Below are 23,961 nucleotides of genomic sequence, written 5' to 3' on the forward strand. Positions count from 1 at the left end.
CGAAACGAGACAGGTGCTCACACATGTCCAATCCACAGCAGCCAGAACAGCGACGCAGTCAGAAGGGCGGCGGCACGCCCCAGCAGAGCGGCGAGAACAAGGCCCGCGAGATGGAGGCGAAGGGCGGCAGCGCCCACGGCACGGACAAGGGCGACAAGGGCGGCGGAGAAGGCGGCGGAGTGCCGCCGGACCAGCAGACCGAGCATCCGTGACCCTCCCGGCGACCTGTCGCAGTCACCGATCCACCCGAGAAGGGAGATACGCCATGCCGGCCGGATCGAGCTCCAAGCGTGAGCGCCAGTACGAACACATCAAGGAGGGCGCCGAGGACCGCGGCGCGTCGTCGAAGCGCGCCAAGGAGATCGCCGCACGGACGGTCAACAAGGAGCGGGCCAGGTCGGGCGAGTCGAAGAGCGCCGGCAAGACCTCGACGCGTGACCCCAAGTCGGCGTCCCAGCGCGGCGGGCAGCGCTCACACAGCGGCGCGCAGGGCCCCACCAAGGACCAGTTGTACGAAGAGGCCAAGAAGCGCAACATCCAGGGCCGCTCCTCGATGAGTAAGGAGCAGTTGGAGAACGCCCTGGGCCGCTGACCCGAGGTTTCGCACGGTCGGCTGGAAGACGGACGGGGCCAGGTGGCTGCTGCCCAGCTGATCCTCGCTTCGGCTTCTGTGGTGTGCCCCGGTGGCATGGCCTTGACTGTGCGCGTACCGCGCCCACGTACTCGGTCAGTCGGGTGGCGTGGCGCCATGCCGCTTCCTGGGCTTCAAGGTGCCTGACCCGGTACGCCTCCGCGAACCGGGTACGGACCTGCTCCGTATTCGGGGCGGCCGCTGCTCATCACCCTGAAGTGCCCGCCCACGCATCCTCTCCGAACCGATCCCGGTCTGACTTCCGCCGTCTGCCGGGGGAGCAGCTGGAACCCGGTGACCGGCTGCTGTTCCACACCGACGGCATCAACGAAGCCCGCGACGCCACAGGACGGATGTCCGGCCCCGACCGCTTCGTCGACTTCCTCGTCCGCCACCACGCGGACGAGGTCCCGCTTCCCGAAACTCGACAGGATCCTTCTGCCTTGAAGGGCGAGCGCATCGAGGGCGGGGGTGATCCGCCCTCCTCGATCATGCTGCCGTGATGCCGCCAGAACAGGATCAGCCCATCGTGGGATTGCGGCGGACCAGGCTCTCAGCTCGTGAGGAGTGAGTTGTCCGCGCGGTGGGCCACAGGTGTCTGGTGACGTGCCGCCATGAGGGCGGAGTCGATGCCACGCGTGCCGGTGAACACGCACAGGGTGGAGCTGACGCCGTCCAGGCGTCGCCGGTATTCCTCGCCGCCGCTCTCTGCGTGCAGCGCCTCGTACTGCTCGACCAGGTCCATCGACACGGCAGGGTATGTCAGCAACGTCGGGGGTTTCCCCTGGTCGCCACCGCTCGCTTGGGTCGCATACGGACCTGGGTGCCCCGAGCCCCGGCCCGCTGCCCCACATGACGTGGGGCAGCGGGCCGGGGCTCGGGACGGGGACGGCGTCAGTCGGTGGAGAGCGCCTGCAGCAGATCACCGACCTGGGGGTCGGGCAGGGAGCGGGCCACATCGGCCTGGGCGACCATGCCGACCAGGTCGTGCCCGTCGATCACCGGCAGGCGGCGCACCTTGTGAGCGGACATGGTGCGCAGGATCTCCTGCACGTCGTCGTCGGCACCGATGGTGACGGCCTCACCCTGGGCCAGTTCCCCGGCCTGACAGGTGGCCGGGTCCTTTCCGGCACCCAGGACCTTCACCACGATGTCCCGGTCGGTCAGGACGCCCTTCAGCTTGTTGTCGGTGCCGCAGATCGGCAGGGCGCCGACCCCGAGGTCCTTCATCTTGCGGGCCGCGTCCAGCACCGTCTCCTCGGCACCGATGCACTCGGCTCCGCCGGTCATGATGTCTCGCGCCTTGGTCATGGACTCCCCTTCTTCGGTGTGCCGCCTCCCGCACGCGGGCCGAGGGCGGCGATTGGACGGGCGCGACATGTGTTCCCGAGCGCTACGGCTGGTAACGGGCCATTCCTCCTTTCTCCGCTGACTGCGTGCGCGGCCTGCCCAGCGCGCGGGTGCGGGCCCATGCCGTCGGGACGTTCGCGCAGCAAACCTGGCAACCAGGTGTGGCTCTGGACGAGAGCCGGCACGGAACGGTCGATCAAGGACGCGGTCGGCATCTGCATGACCATCGGGTGCACGCGCCCGGAGCCGGGATATGTGGGGACCGGTACGGAAGGGGTGCAAGTGAGACACCGGGGAGCGGGGGACGGCCGATCCTCCGCGGTGGACAGAGGCGGGCGCTGTGAGTGCGCACCGGTGACATCGTCACCGTCGTTTCCCGTGTGCGCCGTCTTCCGTTCTCCGGCGGGTGGCTACGACTCTCATGGCCCGTTCACCGCCGGGTGCCGGTCAGGCCACCGGCGACGACTGTCACCTCGCTGACCGGAAAGCTGGAGTCCGTGTCTGAGACCAGGTGGACGTACGCGGGGCCTGCCTCTTCGGACTGGGAGCCCCGGCCCGTCGGGGCCGAACTGCCCAGCTTCGTGAGGTAGTCGCCCGTAAAGCGTCGGCCTGTCAGATCGAGCACGGTCCTGGTGGGGCCAGGGGAAACAGGGCCAGCGCGGATGCCTCGTTCGGCGGGATGCGGGGCGATGGACTTGGTGAGGACGGCTGTGGCGGACATGGCTCAGCGTCCCGCCTCCCGGTGCAGTCTCCACGCCTCCTCGCGCAAGTCCGCGTCGAGGAGCAGGTCCGCGGCCGTGCAGGCCAGCGCGCCGGCGACGGCGACGAGCACGTCGCGGGCCCGCGGGGAGGCGGCTGCCGCGGCGAACTCGGGGGTGTGGTCGGACCCGTCGTCCATGATGGCGACGAAGGGGTGGATGGCGGGCACGCGTGTACTGACGTTGCCGATGTCCGACGATCCCAGGTAGACGCCCGGTGAGGGCGGCGTCAGCCCGATCCCCGCCCCGGACAGGTGTCCGGCGAACGTCTCGGACAGCGGGCCGCTGTCACGGAAGTGCTCGTAGCGGAGCGTGGCCCGTTCCACCTCGACCCGGGTGCCCGTGGCGTGGGCGACACCCTCGGCGGCGGCGCGCAACCGCCCGGTCAGGTCCTCCAACGCCTCGGTCGTCGCCGCGCGCAGGCCGAACAGCCCTTCCGCGTACTCCGGGACGATGTTGGTGGCCCTGCCCCCGTCGGTGACGATTCCCTGGATGTGGGAGGCCACCGGCAGACGCCTGCCCAGGACGGTCAGGACGTTGAACAGCTCGACCAGCGCCAGGAGGGCGTCGACGCCCTCGGTGGGGTTGCCGGTGGGGTGTGCGGCGCGGCCGTGGAAGGCCACCCGGTACTGCACCTGCGCGGTCAGCGGCGCCCGCGTCCAGTCGTACACGCCCGGGTGGAACATCAGCGCGGCGTCGATGTCGTCGAACACGCCGGCCTCCACCTCCAGGACCTTTCCGCCCCCGCCCTCCTCGGCCGGCGTCCCGACCGCCGTGACGCGTCCGGCCGAGGCGTCCAGCACCGTGTCCAGCGCGAGCGCCGCTCCCAGGCCGGCGGCTGCGATGAGGTTGTGCCCGCAGGCGTGGCCGAGCCCCGGCAGGGCGTCGTACTCCAGCAGCAGTGCCACGGCGGGGCGGCCGTGGCCCGAGCGGGCGGTGAACGCGGTGGGCATCCCGGCAGTCCCGCGCTCGACCTCGAAACCGGCCCGCTCCAGCGTGCCCGTCAGCAGCGCCGCGGCCCGGTGCTCGGAGAAGGCGTGCTCGGGATGGGCGTGCAACTCGCGGGCGACCTCCCACAACTGATCCGCCCGTTTCGCGACCTGCACGCGCAGCCTGTCGTGGACGTCGTCGTTCACGTCGTCGCCGGAAGGCGTGGGGGCCACCTGGTCTCCTCGGATCGAGGTGCGGTCATCGGTCTTCGCTTCGTGCCCCACCGGGTTCCATCGACCGGGCGTCGCGACACCTCCGGGTTTCAACCGGGGCGCAGGTGCAACACGTTCGGTGCGCTCCCGGACGACGCGGAGCGACGTCGCCGTGCCGAAAGCGGCCGGGTGGAGGACGACCGCCGGGAGGAACGATGGATCACTCGCGGGTACCCGTGCTGGAGGCGTTCGAGGAGTTCCGGCGGCGCGGGGACGTGGTCTTCGGCCCGCCGGGGCACAAGCAGGGCCGAGGCGTGGACCCGCGGGTGGCGGACATCGTCGGGCTCGACGTGTTCCGGTCGGACGTACTGTCCCTCAATGGACTGGACGACCGCCGTCAGTCCCAGGGCGTGCTCGGTCAGGCCCAGGAACTGATGGCCGACGCGGTAGGGGCCGAGCAGGCGTTCTTCTCCACCTGTGGCAGCTCGCTGTCGGTCAAGACCGCCATGCTGGCCGTGGCCGGTCCCGGCGAGAAGCTGCTGCTGTCCCGCAACGCGCACAAGTCGGTGATCGCGGCCGTCGTCGTCAACGGTGTGGAGCCGATCTGGGTGCACCCGAAGTTCGACGCCGAACGGCACCTGGCGCACCCGCCGGAGCCCGAGGACGTCCGGCGCCGCCTTGAGGAGCACCCGGACGCCAAGGGCATGCTGCTGATCACTCCCACCGACTGGGGCACCTGTGCGGACGTGGCGGGCGTGGCCCGGGTCTGCCACGAGTTCGACGTTCCGCTGATCGTCGACGAGGCGTGGGGGGCCCACCTTCCGTTCCATCCCGGGCTGCCGGCCTGGGGCATGGACGCCGAGGCCGACCTGGTGGTCACCAGCGTCCACAAGATGGGCGGGGCCGTCGAGCAGAGCTCCGTCTTCCACCTCCAGTACGACCGGGTGTCGCCGGAGGCCCTCAAACAGCGGGAGGACCTGCTGGGCACCACCAGCGCCTCGTCCCTGGTCTACGCGACCCTCGACGGCTGGCGCCGTCAGATGGTCGAACACGGACACGATCTCCTGGAGGCCGCGCTGCACCGTGCGGAGCGCATCCGGTCGGCCGTCGGTGATCTGCCCGGCCTGCGGCCCATGGGCGGGGAGGTCGTCGAGGAAGGGTTCGCCGCCGCGTTCGACCCGCTGAAGATGGTGATCGACGTACGGGAACTGGGCATCAGCGGCATGCAGGCGGCCGAGTGGCTGCGGGCGAACCGGCATGTGGACGTCGGTGGCTCCGACACCTGCCGGATCAGCGCGTCCATCACGCACGCCGACGACGACGAGACCGAGAAGGTCCTGCTGGACGCCCTGCGCGCGCTCGTCGAGGGCGCCGACTCCATCGAGAAGCAGCCGCCGGTGCGCCTGCCCGGCCCTTCGGCCCTGGAACTGGAGCAGGCGATGCTGCCGCGGGAGGCGTTCTTCGCCCCGGTGGAGCACGTGCCCGCCGAGCGCGCGGCGGGACGGATCGCCGCGGAGATGATCAGCCCGTACCCGCCGGGAGTGCCTGTCGTCGCTCCCGGTGAAGTCATCACCGACGAGGTGCTGGACTACCTGCGCAGCGGCGTCGAGCACGGGGTCCTGATCCCGGACGCGGCCGACCCTTCGGTCAGGACGCTCCGTGTGGTGGCGCGGGACTGACGACGGTCGATCGAAGACGTGCTCGGACAACCGGGTCCGAGGTTCCGGGTTCGCCGCTCCCTGGTCGCGGATGACACTGACCGTGACGTCCGCAACTCACCGCGTCCAGAGGCAGACTGATGCGCTGATGCGCTGATGCCCGTGGCACTGCCCGGTACCGCGGAGGCGCAGACACCATGTCACCGGAGCAGGCGACGCCGCGACTCGCTATGGCGACACTCGACATCTCGGCCGGCAGGTGACAGGAAGGTCGCCCCGCGATGGCTCCGGTCGGCGGCCGACGCTCCTCCGGTCGCAGCCGGAGGGAATGTCGAGAGCCCCGTGGTGCGGCGTTACACACGGGTGGTGTCGGGTACCGATGACGCGGCTGGAGGGCCGGTACCGGATGCGATGGAGGAGCTGGGGCATGGACGTTTCGGTGGACCGTATCGCGCAACCGTGGGGCAGTCGTACTCCGTACGGGCGGCACGAGGTGTGGCCGGCGCGGGTGGACACCCGGCTTGCGGAGGGCGTCACACCGGACGACGTGCAGCAGTGGGTGCGGGCCGCCTCGATCCTGCACTCCGACGGTGACGCGATGGACATCGCGGTCATGGACGGCCGCATGGTGGGCGTCCGGGGCCGCGCGCAGGACCGGGTGAACCACGGCCGTCTCGGGCCGAAGGACCTCTTCGGCTGGCAGGCCAACGCCTCCGCGGACCGGCTGCGTCGGCCCCTCGTCCGCCAGGACGGCCGTCTGGTCGAGACCGACTGGGCGACCGCGATGGACAGGATCGTGTCCCGGTCCCGGTCACTTCTGGGGGAGAGGGGTCCCGGCTCGATCGGTTTCTACACGTCCGGCCAGCTGTTCCTCGAGGAGTACTACACACTGGCGGTGCTGGCCCGGGCGGGAATCGGGACGAACCACCTGGACGGCAACACCAGGCTGTGCACCTCGACGGCCGCGGAGGCGCTCAAGGAGTCCTTCGGCTGCGACGGCCAGCCCGGCAGCTACGACGACATCGACCACGCGGACGTCATCGCCCTCTTCGGGCACAATCTGGCCGAGACGCAGCCGGTGCAGTGGATGCGCATCCTCGACCGGCTCGGAGGAGGCGACCCGCCCCGTCTGGTCTGTGTGGATCCCCGGCCGACGCAGGTGGCGCGCCGGGCCGCCGTGCACCTGGCCCCGCGCATCGGGACGAACGTGGCGCTGCTCAACGCGCTGCTGCACGAGATCATCCGCACCGGCCGGGTCGACCACGACTATGTCGCGGCTCACACTGTCGGCTTCGAGGAGCTGGAGGCCCGGGTCGAGGAGTGCACACCCGCGTGGGCCGCTGAGATCTGTGACGTGCCGGCCGCGCGCATCGAGGAGGCGGCGGAGATCCTCGGTTCGGCCGACCGTCTGCTGTCGACGGTGCTGCAGGGCGTCTACCAGTCCCACCAGGCCACCGCCGCCGCCGTGCAGGTCAACAACATCCATCTGATCCTCGGGATGCTGGGTCGGCCGGGAGCGGGCATCCTGCAGATGAACGGGCAGCCCACCGCCCAGAACACCCGGGAGTGCGGCGCCAACGGTGACCTTCCGGGCTTCAGGAACTGGCAGAACGACCAGCACGTGGCGGACCTGGCGAAGGTGTGGAACGTCGAACCGAAGCAGATCCCGCACTACGCGCCTCCCACTCACGCGATGCAGATGTTCCGCTACGCCGAGCAGGGATCGATCCGCATGCTGTGGATCAGTGGCACCAACCCCGCCGTCTCCCTGCCGGAGCTGTCCCGCATCCGCTCGATCCTGTCCCAGGAGCGGCTGTTCGTCGTGGTGCAGGACCTGTTCCCGACCGAGACCGCCCAACTGGCCGACGTGGTGCTGCCCGCTGCGACGTGGGGTGAGAAGACCGGCACGTTCACCAACGCCGACCGCACCGTGCACCTGTCCGAGAAGGCCGTCGACCCACCGGGCGAGGCCAAGCCGGACCTGGACATCTTCCTCGACTACGCCGCCCGCATGGACTTCCGCGACAAGGACGGCGGCCCGCTGGTCCACTGGCACGACCCGGAGTCGGCCTTCGAGGCGTGGAAGCGGTGCAGCGCGGGCCGGCCGTGCGACTACACCGGTCTCACCTACGGCAAGCTGCGCGGCCCTTCCGGCATTCAGTGGCCGTGCAATGAGCACGCCCCGCAGGGGACGGAACGCCTCTACACCGACGGCATCGCCTGGGCCCACCCCGACGTGTGCGAGACCTACGGCAAGGACCTCGTCACCGGCGCCTCGGACAGCGTGGTGGAGTACCGCTCCCTCAACCCGGACGGCAAGGCCATGATCAAGGCGGCCGCCTACCTGCCGCTCCACGAGATGCCGGACGAGGAGCATCCGTTCCAGCTGACCACCGGCCGGACGATCTACCACTTCCACACCCGGACCAAGACCGGGCGCGCCCCGCAGCTGAACGCCGCCGCGCCCGACGTCTGGGTGGAGGTGTCCGTGGCCGACGCGACCGAGCGGAGTCTGAACGAGGGCGACCTGGTGGAGGTCTCCACGCCGCGCGGCGCGCTGCGGGCACGGGTCCGCGTCACGGACATCCGGCCGGGACTGCTGTTCGTGCCGTTCCACTACGGCTACTGGGACACCCCGGCCGGCCACGGCCCGGACGGGAACACACCCGGGCGCGCCGCCAACGAGACGACCGTCACCGACTGGGACCCGGCCTCCAAGCAGCCGCTGTTCAAGACCGCCGCGGCGGCCCTCACCCTCGTCGAACGCGGCGACGGCCGGACCGCCCCCGCGCCGACCACCACCGCCTCCGCGCCCTCCGGGACCGGCAAGGCCGGCATCCCCCCGACGCAGGGCGGCCCCACCGCGCAGGTCACACAGTCCGACGAGGCCACGTGGCACGGCCGTGAGGAGGGCACCCGGTGAACGGCGTCACGCTGGCCCTGCGCGCGCTGCACCACGGCGAGAAGCACCTCGCCGAGCACCTGACCACGGTGGCGGAGCGCCACCGCACCGAGCACGAGATCCACCACGTCGCCACCGACCTGGCCCTCTGGTCCCGTGAACACGTCCAACGACTGGCCGACACGGGCCGCCACTACGGCCTGAACCTCGACGAGGCTCCCGACACCTCCAGCACGGGCGTCCTGACGATGCTCCGGGAGAAGGCGGCGGAGGCTGTGGGACACCGGCCCGAGCCCGGTCTGCTCCTGCTGCGCGATCTGCGTGACCTGCACCTGGGAGCCACCGAGAACTCGCTGTACTGGGAGATGCTCGCCCAGGCCGCCCAAGCCACCCGGGACGACCGGCTTCTCACCCTCGCCGCGCACTGCCACCCGCAGACCCTGCGGCAGACGCGCTGGACCAACACCATGATCAAGAACCTTGGCCCGCAGATCCTGACCAGCCTCTAGCGGCCGGCCGGGACACCGACGTCGACTCCAGCCCGGTGCGTTCCATCGGCACGCTGCCGGGCTCCCGGGGGACCCGCCCCGTCCGGGTGGCCGCGCTCCCCGGACGTCAGCCCACGTAACGACGGGCGGACGAGCGCCGCTGCGCCTCCTCCAGCACCCGCATCCGCGCCTCGACCTCCGCCGGCAGCACCCGGCGCTCGCGCAGCACCCACGGCCACGCGGCCGCGGCCTGCGCGAAGGCCCGCAGCGACACGGTGTCGCGCGGCACCGTACGGGCCAGGTGCAGAGTGCGGCGCAACGCGGGACCGGCCGGGCGGCGCAGCCAGGTGAACCACAGCGTGTTGCGGATGCCGTGCGCCCGGCGCAGCGTCGCGTCCCTCATCAGGGACGGCTGATGGTGGATCGTCAGGTGATCGGCGTACGTCAACCACCACCCCTGGGCGGCCAGGTCGACGGCGAGCAGCTCCTCCTCGCCGCCCAGCCACAGCCGGGGGTGGAAGCCGCCCGCGGCCCGGAAGGCGTCGGCGCGCAGCACGGTCGCGGCGGCCAGGAAGGAACCGAGCGCAGGGCCGGGCAGCCACTCGGGGCCGGGTACGGGCGAGTCGCGCAACTCCTCGACGATCGGGTCCTCCACGCCTTCGGGCTCGACCATGATGCGGGCCGTGACGGTGGCGAGCGCCGGATGCCGGTCGAGCAGGTCGGCCGCACCGGCCAGGGAGCCGGGCGCCCACCACGAGTCGTCGTCGCAGAACGCCACGTAGGGCGTACGCACCTCGCGGACCGCGAGGTTGCGGCCGACGGCGCCGAGGTTGCGGCCGGGGCACAGCAGCCGTACCCACGCGTGGTGGCGGGCGACCGTGTCGGCTGTGCCGTCGGTGGAGGCGTTGTCCACGACGATCACCGGTGGCCGCTCGGGCAGTCCGGCCAGTCGTTCGAGGGTGCGCAGCAACTCGGTGCGGCGGTTGTGGGTGATGACGACGACGGTGGTGCGGGGGTCGGTCACGGGTGTGCTCCGTCCAGCGTGCGGGCGGCCCGCTCGACATGCGGGGGCAGGGGCGCGCGTGCGCGCAGGGCGGCCGGCAGGCGTACGAGGGTCTCGCGCAGGGCCTGCCGGGCGGCCGGGTCGTGCGGGGCGTCCCGGGCCAGGGCACGGGTGCGGGTGAGGGCGTGCGGCAGGGGGCGGCGCAGCCAGGAGGTGAGGACCTCGTTGCGGAGCATCCTGGCGGGGCGGCCGGTGCGGGGAGCCGGGTCCGGGTGGTGGTGGGCGATCACGTCCGTGCAGTGGGTGACGCCCCAGCCGCGTGCGGCGAGGTCGTAGGCGAGCAGGGTCTCCTCGCCGCCGAAGAACAGCAGCGGGTGGAAGCCGCCCGCTTCGAGGTACGCCTCACGGCGGACCACACAGGCGCAGGCGAGGAAGCCGAGGACCTGCGTGCCGGGCAGGTCCTTTGCCGGGCCGAGCGGGGAGGTGGCGAGGACGTCGTTGAGCGGGTCGGGTTCCTCGGCGGGGCCGACCAGGGTGCGGGCGGAGACCAGGCCGAGCCGCGGGTGGGTGTCCATCAGCCCGGCCGCCCGGCCGAGGGCTCCGGGGGCCCACCAGGAGTCGTCGTCGCTGAACGCCACGTAGGGGGTGTCGAGGGCGCGGGCGCCGTGGTTGCGGGCGATGGCGCCGTGGTTGACGGGCAGCGCCAGTACGCGTACCTCGGGGAAGTCGCGGGCGAGCATGGCGCGGGTGCCATCGGTGGAGGCGTTGTCGACGACGAGGATCTCCGGCCGCTCGGGCAGGACGAGCAGGCGGCGCAGGGTGCGGGCCAGTCTCTCCGAGCGGTCGCGGGTGGCGATGACGACGCCCGTGGGTGTGTGGCTCATGATGTGTGAAGGAGGAGATTCAGGGCGTCCAGCACATGCTCGCAACCGAACCGCAGCAGTGCCGGGTCGGTGCGGCGGCCGTGCGGGTCACCCTGCGGGCCGGGGTGCCACAGCACCTGGTGGCGCGGGTGCGCGGGCGGGCCCCAACGGCTGGGCGGGACCGGGCCGAAGAGGGTTACGGTGGGGACGGCGTGGGCGATTGCGAGGTGGGCGATGCCGGTGTCGCCGCTGACGACGGCGCGGGCGCCGGCGACCAGGGCGGAGAGCCGGTCGAACGGAAGGCCGCCGCCGAGGACGTCGGTGTCGGGCAGGCCGGCCTGCTTGGCGAGCCGCGCCACCAGGTCGTCCTCGCCCGCACCGCCGGTGACCACGACCCGGTGGCCGCGCCGGCGCAGAGCGGTGGCGACGGTCGCGTAGCGGTCGACGGGCCAGCATCGGGAGGGGGCGCCGGCGCCGGGGTGCAGCACGACCGCCCCAGGGGCGGGGGAGAGGCCCGCGGGGCGGGGCAGCAGCAGGTCGGTGGGGTCGGCGGGAATGCCGTAGAACTCCAGGAAGCGGCACCAGCGGTCCCGCTCGTGTTCCTCGGCCCGCCACGGAGGTCCGTCGATCTCAGGGGTTTCCGGGTGGGCGAAGGCGAACAGGCGCCGCGGGGACAGTGTCTGGAGCAGGCGGTGGCTGGGCGGTCCGTTGCCGTGCAGGTCGACGGCGACGTCGGGCGGGGGACCGTTCCAGTCGAGCCCGCGCGGTACGGCGCGCCCGGGAGCGGAGGCGGGCAGCAGCCGGTCGACGGCGCCCGTCGCCGCGGCGACCGGCGCCAGTTCGGCCGGGGCGGCCAATACCAGTTCGTGGCCGGGGAAGGCCCGTCGCAGGGCGCGCAGCGCCGGCACGCCGGCGAGGAGGTCGCCGAGGCCAAGGGCGCGCAGGACGAGCAGGCGGGGGCGCGTCATCGGGCTCCCTCCGCCGCCCGGGCCATGAGCGTCGTCGAGGACCGCCCGTCGAGGTACGGCAGCAGCACCGCCTGCCCGCCCCACTCCTCGAGCAGCGCCGCCTCGGGCAGGTCCGCGCCGGTGTAGTCGCCGCCCTTGACCCAGATGTCGGGGCGCAGGTCGGTCAGCAGCCGTTCCGGGGTGTCCTCGTCGAACACGGCCACCGCGTCTACGCATCCCAGGGCGAGCAGCACACGGACCCGGTCGGCCAGCGGGTTGACGGGGCGGCCCTTTCCCTTGCGGCGCCGTACCGACGCGTCGGAGTTGACGCAGACGACGAGGCAGTCTCCGATGCGGCGGGCGGCCTGGAGCAGGCCGACGTGCCCGGCGTGCAGGAGGTCGAAGCAGCCGCCCGCCGCGACGACGGTGCCGCCGGCGGCCCGTACCCGGGCGACCACCGTCCGCGGGTCGGGAGCAGCGCCCGCGCCGTCCTTGCCGGGCTGCCGGGGAAGTGCCTCGGCTTCGGGCGGGGCCCCGCCGACCACTGCGCCCGCGCCGCCCGCGGCGACGAACCCGCTCGCGGCGACGACGGCGGCCTCGACGGCCTCGCCCACCAGCGTCCCGTCGGCGAGCAGCCCGGCCGCCGTCGCGGCGAACCGGTCGCCGGCACCACAGGGGTCGCCGTGGTGCGCGGCCGGCGCCGGGACGAGCAGGGGGTGGTCGCCGTACGAGAGCAGGGCACCGCGCGCGCCCATGGTCACCGCCACGGAGGTCGCGCCCCAGCGCCGTACGAGTGCGGCGGCCTCGCGGGCGGTGGCGCGCAGGTCGTCGTCCGGCGCGCCGTCGGCGTCCGGTGTTCCGGCGGCCTCGGCCAGTGCGCGCGCCTCCGACCGCGCCGGTGTCACCAGCCGGGTGCCGGGCACCGGCGGTCCGCCTCGCGGGTGCGGGTCCCAGACCACCGGCGGACGCTCGGTCAGGACGTCGCGCAGGGCGTCCGCCGCGCCCCGGCCGTAGTCGGAGACCAGCACGGCCGGGGCCGAGCGGACGGCTTCGCGGGCTTCGTCGGTGGCCCCGCGGACGCGGCCGTCACCGCGGTCCAGCCGCACCACCGGGCGGCCCTGTGCCAGCACGCGGGTCTTCTCCGGCAGGGCGTCGGACAGCGGCAGGCCGATCACCCTCACCCGGCCGTCGAGCAGCCGGCGCAACTCCTCGCTCGCCGGGTCGTCGCCCGTGCCGGTGATCAGGGTGACGTCCCGGCCGTCCGCAGCCGCGAGGCAGGCCGCGAGGGCGGCGCCGCCCGGCCGTGCCCGCCGTCCCTGCTCGGTGACGACCGGTACGGGCGCGTCGGGGGCGAGCCGGTCGGCGTGGCCGGTCAGGTCGCGGTCGAGCAGGGCGTCACCGACCACGACGAGGGGGGACGTGCCCGAGCGTGCCATGGTCACTTCGCCTTCCTCTCCAGCGCCGCGTCGAACGCCGCGCACACCATGTGCACCGCCACCAGGTGGAGTTCCTGGACGGTGGCCGCCGTGGGCGCCTCCACGCACAGGGCCTCGTCGCTGCCCGCGGTCAGCGGGTTGGGGGCGGGTCCGGTGAGGGCCCACACGCGCAGACCGGCCGCGCGGGCCGCGTCGGCGGCGGACAGCAGGTTGGCGCTGGCGCCGGACGTGGACAGCAGCATCAGCACGTCGCCGGGCCGGCCGTGGGCGCGGACCTGGCGGGCGAACACCTCGTCGACGCCGTAGTCGTTGGCGATGGCGGTGGTGCTGGAGGTGTCGGCGTGCAGGGCGATCGCGGAGAAGGCAGGGCGGTCGTCGCGGTAGCGGCCGACGAGTTCGGCGGTCAGGTGCTGGGCCTGGGCCGCGCTGCCGCCGTTGCCCGCGGCCAGCAGCCGGCCCCCGCCGACGAGCACCTCGGCGAGCAGCCCGCCCCAGTGCTCGGTGAGAGGAGCCCGGCCACGGAACCGGGCCAGGGCATCCAGGAGTTCGTCGCAGTGCGTGACGACGGACGATTCGGCGTGGGTGCTCATCAGGCGACCTCCGTACGCAGTTCACGGCCCACGGCGGTCTGCCGGTAGACCCGTTCCACTCCGTCCGCCACGCGCTGCCAGGTGTAGCGGGCGAGCACACGCTCGCGGCCGGCCGCGCCGAAGCGGTTACGCCTGCGGTCGTGCCCGAGCAGATCGCGGACGGTGGCGGCGATCGCCGGGGCGTCGCCCGGCGGCACGAGCCGTCCGGTGCGGCCGTCGGCGACGGTGTCCCGGTGACCACCGACGGCGGTAGCGACGACGGGTGTACCGCAGGCCATGGCCTCCAACGGGACGATGCCGAACGGTTCGTACACGGGAGTGCACAGGACCAGGTCCGCGCTGCCCATCAACGCGGGCATCCGGCGCGGGTCGACGGCACCGAGCAGCCGTACCCGGTCGGCCACTCCTTGCTCCTCGGCCAGTTTCAGCAGCCGTCGGGCTTCGGGCTCGGCGTGCAACCGGTCGGAGGGCGGGCCGCCGGCGATGACCAGTTCGGTGTCCGGGATCCGGGTGAGGGCGCGGATCGCCTGGTCGTAGCCCTTGCGGGGGACCAGTCGGCCGCAGGCGAGCAGCCGGTGCCGCTGCTCCCGCCCGGGAGCGTCGGCGGTGTCCGCCCGAGGGTGGAAGTGGTCGGTGTCGACGCCGCACGGCACCACGGACACCCGGCTGGAGGACACGCCCATAGCGGCGAGCTCCTCCTGCTCGTCGGTGCAGGTGGCCAGGATCCGTTCACAGGTGAGGCCGATCTGCCGTTCGATGCCGACGCGTTCGGGCGGGCTGGTGTCGTCCCGGCCCTGATGGCGGCGCTTGACGGTCCCGAGGGCGTGGAACGTCTGGACGAGGGGGATGCCGTACGGGTGCGCGCCGATCCGAGCGGCCAGGCCGGACATCCAGAAGTGGGCGTGCACGACGTCCGGCCGGTCCCGCCGCCAGGCCCGGGTGAGGTACGCGCCGAAGTCGGGCATGTGGGGCAACAGTTCGTCCTTGGGAATCACCTCGGGCGGTCCGGCGGGCACGTGCTCGACGACGGCACCGCCGGGCAGCTCCACCCGGTCGGGCAGGTCGGCCGCGTCACGGCGGGTGTACACGGTGACGTCGTGACCGCGACGCGCCAACTCCTCGCAGAGCCGCGCCACGTACACGTTCTGGCCGCCGGCGTCGACACCGCCGAGCACGGCGAGCGGGCTCGCGTGCTCGGACACCATGGCGATCCTCATCGGGACACCTCCTTCAGCAGCCGCTCCCAGTCGTCCAGGAAGCGGGACAGCCCGTAACGGGCCAGGGCCGCCGCCCGTGCGCCCTCACCGACCGCGCGGGCGTGCAGCGGGTCGGCGACGAAGTCGCGGACGGCGTCGGTCAGTACGTCGATCCGGTTGGAGACCACCCCGGCGCCGGGCGGTACCGCCTCGGTGACCTCGGTGGTGGCGAGGGCGACCACGGGCATGCCGAGGTGCATCGCCTCCAGCAGGGACAGCCCGAGGGAGGTCCAGCGCACGGGGTGGACGTAGACCCGGCGGCGGGCCATCGCGGCGTGCAGGTCCTGCTGGACCAGCTCGTACGAGCGGCAGCGCTCGGGCGGAATGCGGAGGTGGTCGGCGAGGCCGTCGGTTTTCATGCCGAAGACGTCCAGCGGGGCGGCTTCGGCGAACGCCGGCAGCAGGTCGGTGCCGGTGGTACGGCCGCGCCGGATCGGCTCGTTGACGGCGACGGCCGCGTGCGGGACATCGCCGGTCCACAGGGGCCCGGGGTCGACGATGCCGTGTTCGATGACGGTGGTTTCGGTAGTCCCGGCTTCCCACATCAGGCGGTTGAAGTGGGTGACGTGGACCAGCGGCACACCGGGCAGGTCGATGACCGGGTGCCGGGTGTCCGGTACTCCGGGAGAGCCGTGGGGAGCGTTGTGCTCCAGGTACACCATGGGCGGGCGGCGGCCCAGCCACTGCTCCACGAGGGTGTACTCGTGCGGGCGTTGCAGGATCACGACGTCGATGTCGGCGTCCCGCAGCCGTTCCGGGGGGAGCTCGATCACCGACTCCGGCCAGTCGAAGGTGCGGGCGCGGCCGAGTCCGTCGGGTCCGCGGTCCGGGGTGACGGGGACGACGTAGGTGTGCGGGCCCTGCACGAAGGCCGTGGTCCACGACCCGTGCACATGCCACAGCAGGATCCTCATGATGCGACCATCACCTTCTCCACGGCGGCCACCACGTCCTGTGCGGTGACCGACTGCAGGCACGGATGGCCGGGCACCGGGCAGTCCCGGGCGCGACTGTCCGCGCAGGGCGCGTCCAAGTCGCCGAGCAGCACGTGCGGGACGCCGTAGGGGCGCCAGCGTTCCGGGGGGACGACGGGGGCGAACAGGGACACCACCGGGGTGTCGACGGCGGCGGCGAGGTGGGCGGGGCCGGTGTTGCCGGCGACGACGGCCCGCGCGCCGCCCAGCACGCCGGCCAGTTCCACGGCGTCGGTACGGCCGCCGAGGTCGAGGCCGTGGTCACCGGCGACGTACGCGGTCAGCCCGCGCTCCCCGGGACCGCCGGTCACCACGGCCCGGTGCCCGGCCACCGACAGTTCACGCACCGCCTCGGCGCACCGCTCCCGGCTCCAGGCCCGGGCGGGCACACTGGCCCCGGGGTGCAGTACGACGTACGGCTCCGGGCCGGTCAGCCGGAGGGCGTTGGGCGGGTGCAGCACGCGCAGCCGGCCGTCGTCGACGCGGGGGAAGCCCGCGGCCTCGGCGAGGTCGAGCGCGGCCTCCGCCTCGTGGGCGTGCGGGGCGCGCCGGTGGCGTACGTCGAGCAGTGAGCCGGGGTAGTCGTCGCTGTCGGCGGCGATGAAGCCGACGCCGGCCAGGCGCAGCAGCAGGGCGGCGGGCAGCGCGGACTGGTGGAAGGAGGTCAGAACCAGCGCCGCGTCGGCGTCGATCGTGTCGACGAGCAGCTCGACCTCGCCGCGGCCGACGGCCGGGGGCGTGAAGCCCACCCAGGGCGCGTCCCAGACCAGGACGTCATCCACGCCCGGCAACATGCGGGCGGCGGGCGCGCCGACCGGTCCGCACAGGACGGTGACGTGGTCGGCCCGGGCCGCGACGGCACGGATGGCCGGTCCGGCGAGCAGCACGTCGCCGAAGCTGTCCAGGCGGGTGACCAGAGCTCTCATCGGATGCTCCCGGTGGCCTCGCGGGCGGCTGTGACAGGCCGCCTACCGACTGGGATCCGGCCGGGCGGCCGCTCGGACAGCACTGTGCGCACGGCGGTCGACAGGTCGCGTGCCACGTGTTCAGCAGCCGCGATCTCCTCCGGCCGGGTCTGCGCGGTGGGCACGAGGATGCCGTGAGCGCCCGCCCGGCGGGCGGCCTCGACGTCGGCTCCGATGTCGCCGATCACGGCGATCCGCTCCGGCGGGGTGCGCAGCCGGTCGGCGGCCCGGAGGATCATGCCGGGCCGGGGCTTGCGGCAGGAGCAGCCGTCGTCGGGGCCGTGCGGGCAGAGGGCCCACATGTCGAAGGGGCCGAGCAAGGCGTCGATCCGCTCGTTGACACGGCGGACGTCGGCGGTGGAGAGCAGCCCGCGAGCGATGCCGGACTGGTTGGTGACGACGCCGGTGCCGATGCCGCAGGCGCGCAGCGCGTCGAGCGCCTCGCGGGCGCCGTCGACCGGGCGGACCAGATCGGGGTCGCCGTTGTAGGGGACGTCGTGGACGAGGGTGCCGTCGCGGTCGAACAGCACGAGGTCGATCTCGTTCACGACACCACCTCCTGCCAGGGGGCGGCGTCGCGGTGGCGCCACAGCCCGCTCAGCCGGTGCCAGGTGGCGGCGGGCGGGATGAGCACGCTCGTGGCGAGCATGGTGTTCACCTCGTGCCGGGTGCGCGGTCCGGGCGCGATGCGTGCCCAGGCGAACTCGCCGGTGCCGGCTGCCCAGCCCAGTGCGGCGGCCGCGGCGGCCCGGCGGTTCCCGGTCAGGGCGAGGACGCCGGCGGCCAGACCGGCGGCCGTGATCGCGAGATGCCCGCGCAGCCGACCGCGCGGCGCCTCGGCCCGCTGCCACCAGTCCGGCCCGTGCAGGTGCCGCATCAGGGCGTCGTCGGCGTTGCCCCGCTGGGCACGCAGGGACACCCAGCGGTCGGCCGGCCGCACCGGATGCCGGGTGGTGCGCCGGCCCTGCCGGATGCGCCACCCGGAGTCCAGCATCCGCAGTGCGAGGTCGGCGTCCTCGCGGAAGGCCCGCCGGAACCGCTCGTCGAAGCCGCCGGTCTGCTTCAAGGCTTCGGCGCGGAAGGCCATGTCGGCGGTGATCCAGCGCGCCCGCGCCAGTCCGGCGGTGCCGCGTTCCCAGTCGGTGGGCCGGCGCTTCCCCGGCAGCGGTACGGTGATGACGCCCTGCACACCACCGGTTTCGGGGCCGGCTTCCGCGAGGTCCTCCACGAGCTGGTCGCACCAGTGCGGGCCGACCTGGACGTCGTCGTCGAGGAAGGCGATCCAGGGCGCGGTGACCGCGCGCAGTCCGGCGTTGCGGGCGGCGGCAGGCCCGCGCCCTCCGCTGTGGATCACCAGGGCGCGTTCGCGCAGATCACCGAGGATACCCAGCGAGTGCTCCAGCGGCTCGGGGTCCGACTCGGGGTCCGGCCGGTCGTCGACGAGGACGATCTCCTGCGGTTTCGGCCCGGTCGCGGTGGCGAGCGCGGCGAGGCAGTGGGTGAGCGTGCCGCGCACCAGTGTGGGGATGACGACGGCGTAGGCGGTCATACGTCAGGCCCTTCCGTATATCGCGCTCCTGCGTACCGCGTACGGCCCGATCGCCAGCAGGTCCACCGGGGCGGAGCCGAAGCACTCCAGGGCGTCGCGTGGGTCGTCGACCATGGGCCGGCCGGCGGTGTTGAGGCTGGTGTTGACCACGACGGGCACCCCGGTGCGCTGCTCGAACGCGGTCAGCATGCGCGCCACGAGCGGCTCCTGAGCGGCGTCGACGGTCTGGATGCGGGCGGTGCCGTCCACGTGCACCACAGCCGGGATGCGCTCACGCCACTCCGCGGCGACGTCGTGCACGAACAGCATGTACGGGCTGGGCAGCGGGCCACCGGAGAACAGCTCGTGGGCGCGTTCGGCGAGCACCATGGGCGCGACCGGCCGGAACTCCTCACGCCCCTTGACCCGGTTGAGCCGCTCCAGGTTCTCCGCCCGGCCCGGGTGGGCCAGCAGGGAGCGGTGCCCGAGGGCGCGCGGCCCGTACTCGCTCCGGCCCTGGAACCAGGCGACGACACCGTCCCGGGCCAGCTCCCCGGCGACGGTCTCGGCGATGTCGGCGGGCTCCTCGTACGGGACGCCCGCCTCCTGGAGCCAGGCGCGGATCTCCTGGTCGCTCCAGCCGCGGCCGAGGTCGGCGCCGGACATCGGCTCCGGGTTCTCGGCCAGGTGCAGGGCGCCGCCGAGCGCGGTGCCGGCGTCCCCGGCGGCGGGCTGCACCCACACGTTCCGGTACGGGCCCTTCGCCGCGATCTTCGAGTTGGCGACGCAGTTCAGCGCGATGCCGCCGGCCAGGGCGAGGGTCTCACCGCCGGCCTCGTGGTGCAGCCAGTGCACGAGTTCGAGGAGGACTTCCTCCAGGACGGCCTGGGTGCTCGCGGCCAGGTCGGCGTGCTCCTGGCTCCATGGTTCGCCCTTGGCGCGGGGTGGGGCCAGGGCGGCCCAGTCGACCCCGTGGGCGCGGAAGCCGCCGTCGCCCGTGGCGTGCACGTACTGCCGCAGCCGGGCCAGGTGGCGCGGGGTGCCGTAGGAGGCGAGCGCCATCACCTTGTACTCGTCGCTGCTGCGCAGGAAGCCGAGGTGCTGGGTCAGGTCCTCGTAGACCAGGCCGAGGGAGTCGGGCAGAGGCTGGGTGAAGAGCGTGTCCAGCTTGCCGTCGTCGTAGCGCCCGGCCAGGTGGGACGCGCACTCACCACGCCCGTCCAGGACGAGGACCGCGCTGTCGGGGTGCGGGGCGGCACGTCCCGCGGAGGCGGCGTGCGCGACGTGGTGCGGGACGAAGACGACCTGCTCGGGGTCGAGGCCGGGCAGGGCCTCGGCGAGGAACTCGGGGGCGCGGCGGGCGTAGTCCTGGCGCAGCGGGTCGAAGGGGTCGTCCAGGCCCATGTCGGCGGCGGGCCGGGCGAGCGCGGGGTCGTAGGAATAGGTGACCGCGTCCAGTTCCTCGGGCCGGACACCGGCGTGTTCCAGGCACCAGCGGGCGGACAGCTCCGGCAGTTCCCATGCCGAGAACGGCAGCGGGCGTTTGCCGTGCTTGCGTCGGCTGAACCGCTCCTCCTCGGCCGCCGCGACCGTACGCCCGTCCACGACGAGGGCGGCGGCCGGGTCGTGGAACAAGGCGTTGATACCAAGAATGCGCATGAAGGGTGCTCCGTCCCGGACGGCATGCAGGGGCGCTCTGGCCTCGCGGGTCCCGCACCGCAGTCATCTCAAACACTTGGAGACAGCTCGCCCGGAGGTCCTCGCGTTCGTTTCTCTCCGTGACTGTGCGGGTGCAGGACCTTCCTTTGCGCTGGAGTTGTGTTCACAAGACGAGCGTTACTTCAGGCGGCCATCGAACGTGAGAACCAGTCGGCGGTAAGGGCCAGGCCCTGGCTCCAGCCGGTCCGGGGCCGCCAGCCCAGGCGTTCGCGGGCCAGTCGGGTGTCGGGGCGGCGCCGGGCGGGGTCGTCCACGGGGCGGTCCACGAACCGGATCCGGGAGGCGGATCCGGTGAGTTCGACGATGCGGCGGGCCAGTTCCAGCACGGTGATCTCCTCGCCGCCGCCGATGTTCACCGGCCCGGTCTCGCGGGAGCCGGCCAGGGCGAGGACGCCGTCGACGGTGTCGTCCACGTAGCACAGGGAGCGGGTCTGGCCGCCGTCGCCGGCGACCGTGAGCGGCACCCCGTCCAGGGCCTGCGCGATGAAGGTGGGGACGGCGCGGCCGTCGCCGGTGCGCATGCGGGGGCCGTAGGTGTTGAAGATGCGCACGATGGCGGTGTCGGTGCCGTGCACCTGACGGTGGGCGGTGACCAGGGCCTCGGCGAAGCGCTTGGACTCGTCGTAGACGCTGCGCGGCCCGATGGGATTGACGTTGCCCCAGTAGGTCTCGCGCTGCGGGTGCTCCAGCGGGTCGCCGTACACCTCGGAGGTGGAGGCGAGGACGAGGCGCGCGCCGTCGGTGCGTGCCCGCTCCAGGGCGTTGCGGGTGCCGGTGCTGCCCACGTCGAGGGTCTCCAGGGGCAGCCGCAGGTAGTCGGCGGGCGAGGCGGGACAGGCGAAGTGCAGCACCAGGTCGAACCTGCCGGGCAGTGCCGCGAGGGCGGCGGGGTCGGTGGCGTCGGCGCGCACGAAACGGAAGCCGCGGTACCGCTCCAGCTCGGCGACATTGGCCCGGGAACCGGTGACCAGGTTGTCCAGGCACACGACCTCGGTGCCGGTCTCGGCCAGCCGGGCGCACAGGTGGGACCCGACGAATCCCGCCCCGCCGGTCACCAGGGCCCTGCGCCAGGGGTGTCCGCTCACGGGTCCCTCCTCGCTCTCGCGTCGACTCGGATGTCGGTGTGAGTAGCCGGATCGGGTTGCCGCATGCGTGCAGTCGTGCTCGCTCGGTGACCGCGCGTCGCTTCGGTGGCCCCTGAGCGATCACACGGGGTCCGTAGCGTGCGACCGGCCGACACGACTCCGCGCGACTCCGGGCGGACCGGGGCCTCCACGGAACCGGAGCCGGCCCATGCCACGGGCGGTGTCGCCCACTTCGCCGAGGCACCGGGACGCACGGGCCGACATGCGCCGCCCCCTCCACTGTGGCCACGATGTACCTGCCGGCCGACCCGGTACGACGGGTCCCGCCGGAGGACCCTCAGGACAGCGAGGAGACAGACATGGCGAGCATCAGCCCGATCGACCTGCAGAAGGCCCTCAAGGGCGCCGAATACCCTGCCAGCCGCGACGACCTGGTCACACTGGCCAAGGACAACGGTGCGGACGACACCCTCGTCGAGAAGCTCGGCGATGCCCCCGCGGACGAGTTCGACGGCCCGAACGACGTCCAGAAGGCCGTGTTCGGGAACGAATAACCCGGACGGCTGTCGAGGACGCCGGTGGTGGGCCGCCGACCCCCTCGAAGGATGACATGAGGGCCGGCGGGCCGGCGCAGCCGGGCGGAGAGACCGTCCGCCGCTCCGAGGACACCGACGGCGCTCCGGCCGCAGCCGGACCACGCGGGACGAGACCCGCGTGCCGGGTTTGTCGTGTGTCTTTCGCCCTGCTTCGGGCACCCGGCCGGCAACGGACCGAAGGAGAAAAAGTGCAGCTGTCTTTCCTGCAACCGCTCTTCGACCGCCCGGGCCCGTGGGCCACCGTGTACTTCGATCCCGCCCAGAACGACGAGTCGGGTGCCAAGCGGCGTGAGCTGTCCGTACGCGAAGCGTGCCGGACGCTCGAGGAGGAGGGTGCCGACGCCGCGACCACGGAAGCGGTACGCGACGCCCTCCTGCGGATCGGACCCGCGGAGGACCCGGCCGGCCGAGTGCTCTTCGCGGCCGGGGGCGAGGTGGTGCTCAGCCACCGGCTCTCCCGCCCGCCGCAGCGGCCGATCGCCTGTTGGGCCCCGCTGCCCCGGCTGACGCCGCTGCTGGAACTGGCGGGTCAGGACCCGGTCTGCATCGTGGCGTACATCGACCGGACGGGTGCCGACTTCGAGCTGCGCGGGGCGGCCGGTCCGCGGTCCGCGGGACAGGTCGAGGGGGAGCGACACCCCGTGCACCGCACGGCTTCGTCCGACTGGTCCGAGCGGCACTTCCAGCTCAAGGTCGAGAACACCTGGGAGCACAACGCCGGTGAGATCGCCGAAGCGCTGAATGCGGCCTACGAGGAATCCGGCGCCGACCTGGTCGTCCTGGCCGGTGACCCCCGCGAGCGGCCGGCCGTGCACGAGAGGCTCCCCGAAGCGGTCCGCCGGGTCACGACGGAGACCGAACACGGCGGTCGCGCCGCCGGGTCCGCCTCCCCCGCACTGGAGGAGGCCATCGAGCAGGCCCGGCGGCGGTACACGCGTCACCGTGTCGAGGAGGCGCTCGACCGCTTCCGCGCCGGCCGCGCGGGTACCGACCGGCCCACGGAGGCGGTGGAAGGCATCCCGGCGCTGGTGGAAGCGGCCCGGGAACACCGCATCGACACGCTGCTCGTCCGGCCCGACGGACCGGAGCTGGACCGTGAGACATGGGTGGGCGCCCGACCCGACCAGGTCGCGGCGCGCCGGAGCGACGCCCGGACGCTGGGGGAGAGCGATCCGACGGCGGTACGCGCGGACGACGCGTTGCTGCGCGCAGCCGCCGTCACCGCCGCCGACGTACTGGTCGTTCCCCCGGCGGACGAGGACGGCACGGACGCCACGGACATTCCGACGGGCGGCCTGGGCGCCCTTCTGCGCTGGACCTACGAGACGACTCCGGCGTAACGGCGACACAGGCGAAAAAGCGAGGTGTGGAGACATGACGGAACGAGGCAGCAACCCGATCAGTCCGCGTACCGACGACGAGATGAAGCACGAGCTGGAAGGACACCTGCGTTCCGGTCGGCCGACCCACGTGGAGGAAGCGAGCGACCCGGAGCCGCCGGCGGACGACGACATCCGGGTGGACCCGGGCGGACCGGTTCCCCCTCCAGGCGAGGAACGCGACCGGGCGCGCGCCGAGGCGGAGGCGGACTCCCTGCGCCTCGAACTGGCACGCCACCTGGACCGCACGGCCTTCCCCGCCGACCGGCGGTCGGTGCTGGAGGCCCTGGAAGCACACCACGCACCGGACCCGGTGCTGGAGGCGGCGCGGAGTCTGCCGGAGGACGGCACGTACACCAACGTGACCGAGATCGTCGAGGCACTCGGCCACCGACCGGCACGGTGACGACGAGAAGTCGGCGGACGGCTCCCGCGCGGCCCGGATCACGCACGGGAGGTGAGACGCCGAGAAAGAAGTGGTACAGCCCGGCCCCCGCGGTGCCGACGGTACCCGGCACCGCGAATTCGTACGGCACACGGTCCGAGCGGCGCGATCACGTCACCGAGGACGTCACTCGCTTCGAGCGGGAGCTGGACACATGGTGGCGTGCGCATCCGCGTGCGTTCTCGTGCCCTCGACTCGGGAAGAAGCCGGAGCAGTCGGCGAAGAGCCGGTGCGAGCATGGCGCCG

General features: G+C 73.0%; 25 protein-coding genes. 9 read left to right on the top strand and 16 right to left on the bottom strand.

Annotated elements, in window-relative coordinates; translation table 11 throughout:
* Positions 1-23: 23 nt before the first annotated feature.
* The 3 genes from AMK33_RS24830 to AMK33_RS24840 all read left to right on the top strand — a co-directional run bounded on the left by AMK33_RS24830 (position 24) and on the right by AMK33_RS24840 (position 1,134).
* A complete protein-coding gene (locus AMK33_RS24830) occupies positions 24-212 on the top strand; it encodes a hypothetical protein (RefSeq protein ID WP_073935163.1) in 189 nt (62 codons plus the stop codon).
* Between the two features lie 53 nt (positions 213-265).
* Positions 266-592, top strand: coding sequence for a plasmid stabilization protein (locus AMK33_RS24835; RefSeq protein ID WP_073935164.1), 327 nt, complete (start codon positions 266-268; stop codon positions 590-592).
* Positions 593-849: 257 nt separating this feature from the next.
* The gene (locus AMK33_RS24840) at positions 850-1,134 is read left to right on the top strand and encodes a SpoIIE family protein phosphatase (protein ID WP_073935165.1); all 285 of its coding nucleotides are present in this window, start codon (positions 850-852) and stop codon (positions 1,132-1,134) included.
* 50 nt (positions 1,135-1,184) lie between these two features.
* On the opposite strand, the gene AMK33_RS24845 is transcribed toward AMK33_RS24840, so the two are convergent.
* From AMK33_RS24845 to AMK33_RS24860, 4 genes are all read right to left on the bottom strand, one after another.
* The gene (locus tag AMK33_RS24845) at positions 1,185-1,400 is read right to left on the bottom strand and encodes a DUF5133 domain-containing protein (protein WP_268817383.1); all 216 of its coding nucleotides are present in this window, start codon (positions 1,398-1,400) and stop codon (positions 1,185-1,187) included.
* 125 nt (positions 1,401-1,525) lie between these two features.
* Positions 1,526-1,942 carry a CBS domain-containing protein gene (locus AMK33_RS24850; RefSeq protein ID WP_073935167.1) on the bottom strand — a complete coding sequence of 139 codons (417 nt, stop codon included), beginning with the start codon at positions 1,940-1,942 and terminating at the stop codon, positions 1,526-1,528.
* A gap of 469 nt (positions 1,943-2,411) precedes the next feature.
* Positions 2,412-2,702 carry an SDR family oxidoreductase gene (locus AMK33_RS24855; RefSeq protein ID WP_073935168.1) on the bottom strand — a complete coding sequence of 97 codons (291 nt, stop codon included), beginning with the start codon at positions 2,700-2,702 and terminating at the stop codon, positions 2,412-2,414.
* Between the two features lie 3 nt (positions 2,703-2,705).
* The gene (locus tag AMK33_RS24860; protein ID WP_073935360.1) at positions 2,706-3,902 is read right to left on the bottom strand and encodes an amidohydrolase; all 1,197 of its coding nucleotides are present in this window, start codon (positions 3,900-3,902) and stop codon (positions 2,706-2,708) included.
* A 194-nt stretch (positions 3,903-4,096) separates the two neighbouring features.
* On the opposite strand from AMK33_RS24860, the gene AMK33_RS24865 reads away from it, so the two are divergent.
* From AMK33_RS24865 to AMK33_RS24875, 3 genes are all read left to right on the top strand, one after another.
* A complete protein-coding gene (locus AMK33_RS24865) occupies positions 4,097-5,560 on the top strand; it encodes an aminotransferase class I/II-fold pyridoxal phosphate-dependent enzyme (protein WP_073935169.1) in 1,464 nt (487 codons plus the stop codon).
* 406 nt (positions 5,561-5,966) lie between these two features.
* Entirely contained in the window at positions 5,967-8,462 is a 2,496-nt protein-coding gene (locus AMK33_RS24870) for a molybdopterin oxidoreductase family protein (protein ID WP_073935170.1), read from the top strand.
* Positions 8,459-8,950, top strand: coding sequence for a hypothetical protein (locus AMK33_RS24875; RefSeq protein WP_073935171.1), 492 nt, complete (start codon positions 8,459-8,461; stop codon positions 8,948-8,950). Before AMK33_RS24870 ends, AMK33_RS24875 begins: the two co-directional genes overlap by 4 nt.
* A gap of 106 nt (positions 8,951-9,056) precedes the next feature.
* Here AMK33_RS24875 and AMK33_RS24880 read toward each other — a convergent pair whose 3' ends face one another.
* From AMK33_RS24880 to AMK33_RS24935, 12 genes are all read right to left on the bottom strand, one after another.
* Positions 9,057-9,953, bottom strand: a complete 897-nt coding sequence (locus AMK33_RS24880) for a glycosyltransferase family 2 protein (protein ID WP_073935172.1) — start codon at positions 9,951-9,953, stop codon at positions 9,057-9,059.
* Complete coding sequence (locus AMK33_RS24885; protein ID WP_073935173.1) at positions 9,950-10,816, bottom strand: glycosyltransferase family 2 protein; 867 nt, start codon at positions 10,814-10,816, stop codon at positions 9,950-9,952. Before AMK33_RS24885 ends, AMK33_RS24880 begins: the two co-directional genes overlap by 4 nt.
* Entirely contained in the window at positions 10,813-11,763 is a 951-nt protein-coding gene (locus AMK33_RS24890) for a glycosyltransferase family 9 protein (RefSeq protein ID WP_073935174.1), read from the bottom strand. Before AMK33_RS24890 ends, AMK33_RS24885 begins: the two co-directional genes overlap by 4 nt.
* On the bottom strand, positions 11,760-13,178 hold the full coding sequence (gene rfaE2, locus AMK33_RS24895; RefSeq protein ID WP_073935175.1) for a D-glycero-beta-D-manno-heptose 1-phosphate adenylyltransferase: 1,419 nt from the start codon (positions 13,176-13,178) through the stop codon (positions 11,760-11,762). Before rfaE2 ends, AMK33_RS24890 begins: the two co-directional genes overlap by 4 nt.
* A 2-nt stretch (positions 13,179-13,180) precedes the next feature.
* A complete protein-coding gene (locus AMK33_RS24900; protein WP_073935176.1) occupies positions 13,181-13,768 on the bottom strand; it encodes a D-sedoheptulose-7-phosphate isomerase in 588 nt (195 codons plus the stop codon).
* Positions 13,768-14,985 (bottom strand): glycosyltransferase, encoded by a 1,218-nt coding sequence (locus tag AMK33_RS24905; protein WP_073935177.1) that lies wholly within the window; start codon positions 14,983-14,985, stop codon positions 13,768-13,770. Before AMK33_RS24905 ends, AMK33_RS24900 begins: the two co-directional genes overlap by 1 nt.
* Positions 14,982-15,938 carry a glycosyltransferase gene (locus AMK33_RS24910; RefSeq protein WP_073935178.1) on the bottom strand — a complete coding sequence of 319 codons (957 nt, stop codon included), beginning with the start codon at positions 15,936-15,938 and terminating at the stop codon, positions 14,982-14,984. Before AMK33_RS24910 ends, AMK33_RS24905 begins: the two co-directional genes overlap by 4 nt.
* The gene (locus AMK33_RS24915) at positions 15,935-16,924 is read right to left on the bottom strand and encodes a glycosyltransferase family 9 protein (protein ID WP_073935179.1); all 990 of its coding nucleotides are present in this window, start codon (positions 16,922-16,924) and stop codon (positions 15,935-15,937) included. Before AMK33_RS24915 ends, AMK33_RS24910 begins: the two co-directional genes overlap by 4 nt.
* On the bottom strand, positions 16,921-17,511 hold the full coding sequence (locus AMK33_RS24920) for a D-glycero-alpha-D-manno-heptose-1,7-bisphosphate 7-phosphatase (protein WP_073935180.1): 591 nt from the start codon (positions 17,509-17,511) through the stop codon (positions 16,921-16,923). Before AMK33_RS24920 ends, AMK33_RS24915 begins: the two co-directional genes overlap by 4 nt.
* Positions 17,508-18,512 (bottom strand): glycosyltransferase family 2 protein, encoded by a 1,005-nt coding sequence (locus AMK33_RS24925; protein WP_073935181.1) that lies wholly within the window; start codon positions 18,510-18,512, stop codon positions 17,508-17,510. Before AMK33_RS24925 ends, AMK33_RS24920 begins: the two co-directional genes overlap by 4 nt.
* A gap of 3 nt (positions 18,513-18,515) precedes the next feature.
* Positions 18,516-20,150 (bottom strand): carbamoyltransferase family protein, encoded by a 1,635-nt coding sequence (locus AMK33_RS24930; RefSeq protein ID WP_073935182.1) that lies wholly within the window; start codon positions 20,148-20,150, stop codon positions 18,516-18,518.
* 182 nt (positions 20,151-20,332) lie between these two features.
* Positions 20,333-21,295: an NAD-dependent epimerase/dehydratase family protein gene (locus tag AMK33_RS24935; RefSeq protein WP_073935183.1), complete on the bottom strand. Its 963-nt coding sequence runs from the start codon at positions 21,293-21,295 to the stop codon at positions 20,333-20,335.
* Between the two features lie 359 nt (positions 21,296-21,654).
* Here AMK33_RS24935 and AMK33_RS24940 point away from each other — a divergent pair, with 359 nt between their 5' ends.
* From AMK33_RS24940 to AMK33_RS24950, 3 genes are all read left to right on the top strand, one after another.
* Complete coding sequence (locus AMK33_RS24940; RefSeq protein ID WP_073935361.1) at positions 21,655-21,849, top strand: DUF2795 domain-containing protein; 195 nt, start codon at positions 21,655-21,657, stop codon at positions 21,847-21,849.
* A 230-nt stretch (positions 21,850-22,079) separates the two neighbouring features.
* Entirely contained in the window at positions 22,080-23,231 is a 1,152-nt protein-coding gene (locus AMK33_RS24945; protein ID WP_073935184.1) for a baeRF2 domain-containing protein, read from the top strand.
* A 34-nt stretch (positions 23,232-23,265) separates the two neighbouring features.
* A complete protein-coding gene (locus tag AMK33_RS24950) occupies positions 23,266-23,676 on the top strand; it encodes a DUF2795 domain-containing protein (RefSeq protein ID WP_073935185.1) in 411 nt (136 codons plus the stop codon).
* Positions 23,677-23,961 lie beyond the last annotated feature (285 nt).

It is taken from the genome of Streptomyces sp. CB02400, from assembly GCF_001905725.1.
Classification (GTDB): domain Bacteria; phylum Actinomycetota; class Actinomycetes; order Streptomycetales; family Streptomycetaceae; genus Streptomyces; species Streptomyces atrovirens.

What these genes read in the sequence shown, in the direction of transcription:
- AMK33_RS24830 (WP_073935163.1), top strand. Translation starts at nt 24, where the DNA reads ATGTCCAATCCACAGCAGCCAGAACAGCGACGCAGTCAGAAGGGCGGC.
- AMK33_RS24835 (WP_073935164.1), top strand. Translation starts at nt 266, where the DNA reads ATGCCGGCCGGATCGAGCTCCAAGCGTGAGCGCCAGTACGAACACATC.
- AMK33_RS24870 (WP_073935170.1), top strand. Translation starts at nt 5,967, where the DNA reads ATGGACGTTTCGGTGGACCGTATCGCGCAACCGTGGGGCAGTCGTACT.
- AMK33_RS24925 (WP_073935181.1), bottom strand. Translation starts at nt 18,512, where the DNA reads ATGACCGCCTACGCCGTCGTCATCCCCACACTGGTGCGCGGCACGCTC.
- AMK33_RS24940 (WP_073935361.1), top strand. Translation starts at nt 21,655, where the DNA reads ATGGCGAGCATCAGCCCGATCGACCTGCAGAAGGCCCTCAAGGGCGCC.
- AMK33_RS24930 (WP_073935182.1), bottom strand. Translation starts at nt 20,150, where the DNA reads ATGCGCATTCTTGGTATCAACGCCTTGTTCCACGACCCGGCCGCCGCC.
- AMK33_RS24855 (WP_073935168.1), bottom strand. Translation starts at nt 2,702, where the DNA reads ATGTCCGCCACAGCCGTCCTCACCAAGTCCATCGCCCCGCATCCCGCC.
- rfaE2 (WP_073935175.1), bottom strand. Translation starts at nt 13,178, where the DNA reads ATGGCACGCTCGGGCACGTCCCCCCTCGTCGTGGTCGGTGACGCCCTG.
- AMK33_RS24850 (WP_073935167.1), bottom strand. Translation starts at nt 1,942, where the DNA reads ATGACCAAGGCGCGAGACATCATGACCGGCGGAGCCGAGTGCATCGGT.
- AMK33_RS24905 (WP_073935177.1), bottom strand. Translation starts at nt 14,985, where the DNA reads ATGAGGATCGCCATGGTGTCCGAGCACGCGAGCCCGCTCGCCGTGCTC.
- AMK33_RS24915 (WP_073935179.1), bottom strand. Translation starts at nt 16,924, where the DNA reads ATGAGAGCTCTGGTCACCCGCCTGGACAGCTTCGGCGACGTGCTGCTC.
- AMK33_RS24910 (WP_073935178.1), bottom strand. Translation starts at nt 15,938, where the DNA reads ATGAGGATCCTGCTGTGGCATGTGCACGGGTCGTGGACCACGGCCTTC.
- AMK33_RS24900 (WP_073935176.1), bottom strand. Translation starts at nt 13,768, where the DNA reads ATGAGCACCCACGCCGAATCGTCCGTCGTCACGCACTGCGACGAACTC.
- AMK33_RS24950 (WP_073935185.1), top strand. Translation starts at nt 23,266, where the DNA reads ATGACGGAACGAGGCAGCAACCCGATCAGTCCGCGTACCGACGACGAG.
- AMK33_RS24885 (WP_073935173.1), bottom strand. Translation starts at nt 10,816, where the DNA reads ATGAGCCACACACCCACGGGCGTCGTCATCGCCACCCGCGACCGCTCG.
- AMK33_RS24890 (WP_073935174.1), bottom strand. Translation starts at nt 11,763, where the DNA reads ATGACGCGCCCCCGCCTGCTCGTCCTGCGCGCCCTTGGCCTCGGCGAC.
- AMK33_RS24865 (WP_073935169.1), top strand. Translation starts at nt 4,097, where the DNA reads ATGGATCACTCGCGGGTACCCGTGCTGGAGGCGTTCGAGGAGTTCCGG.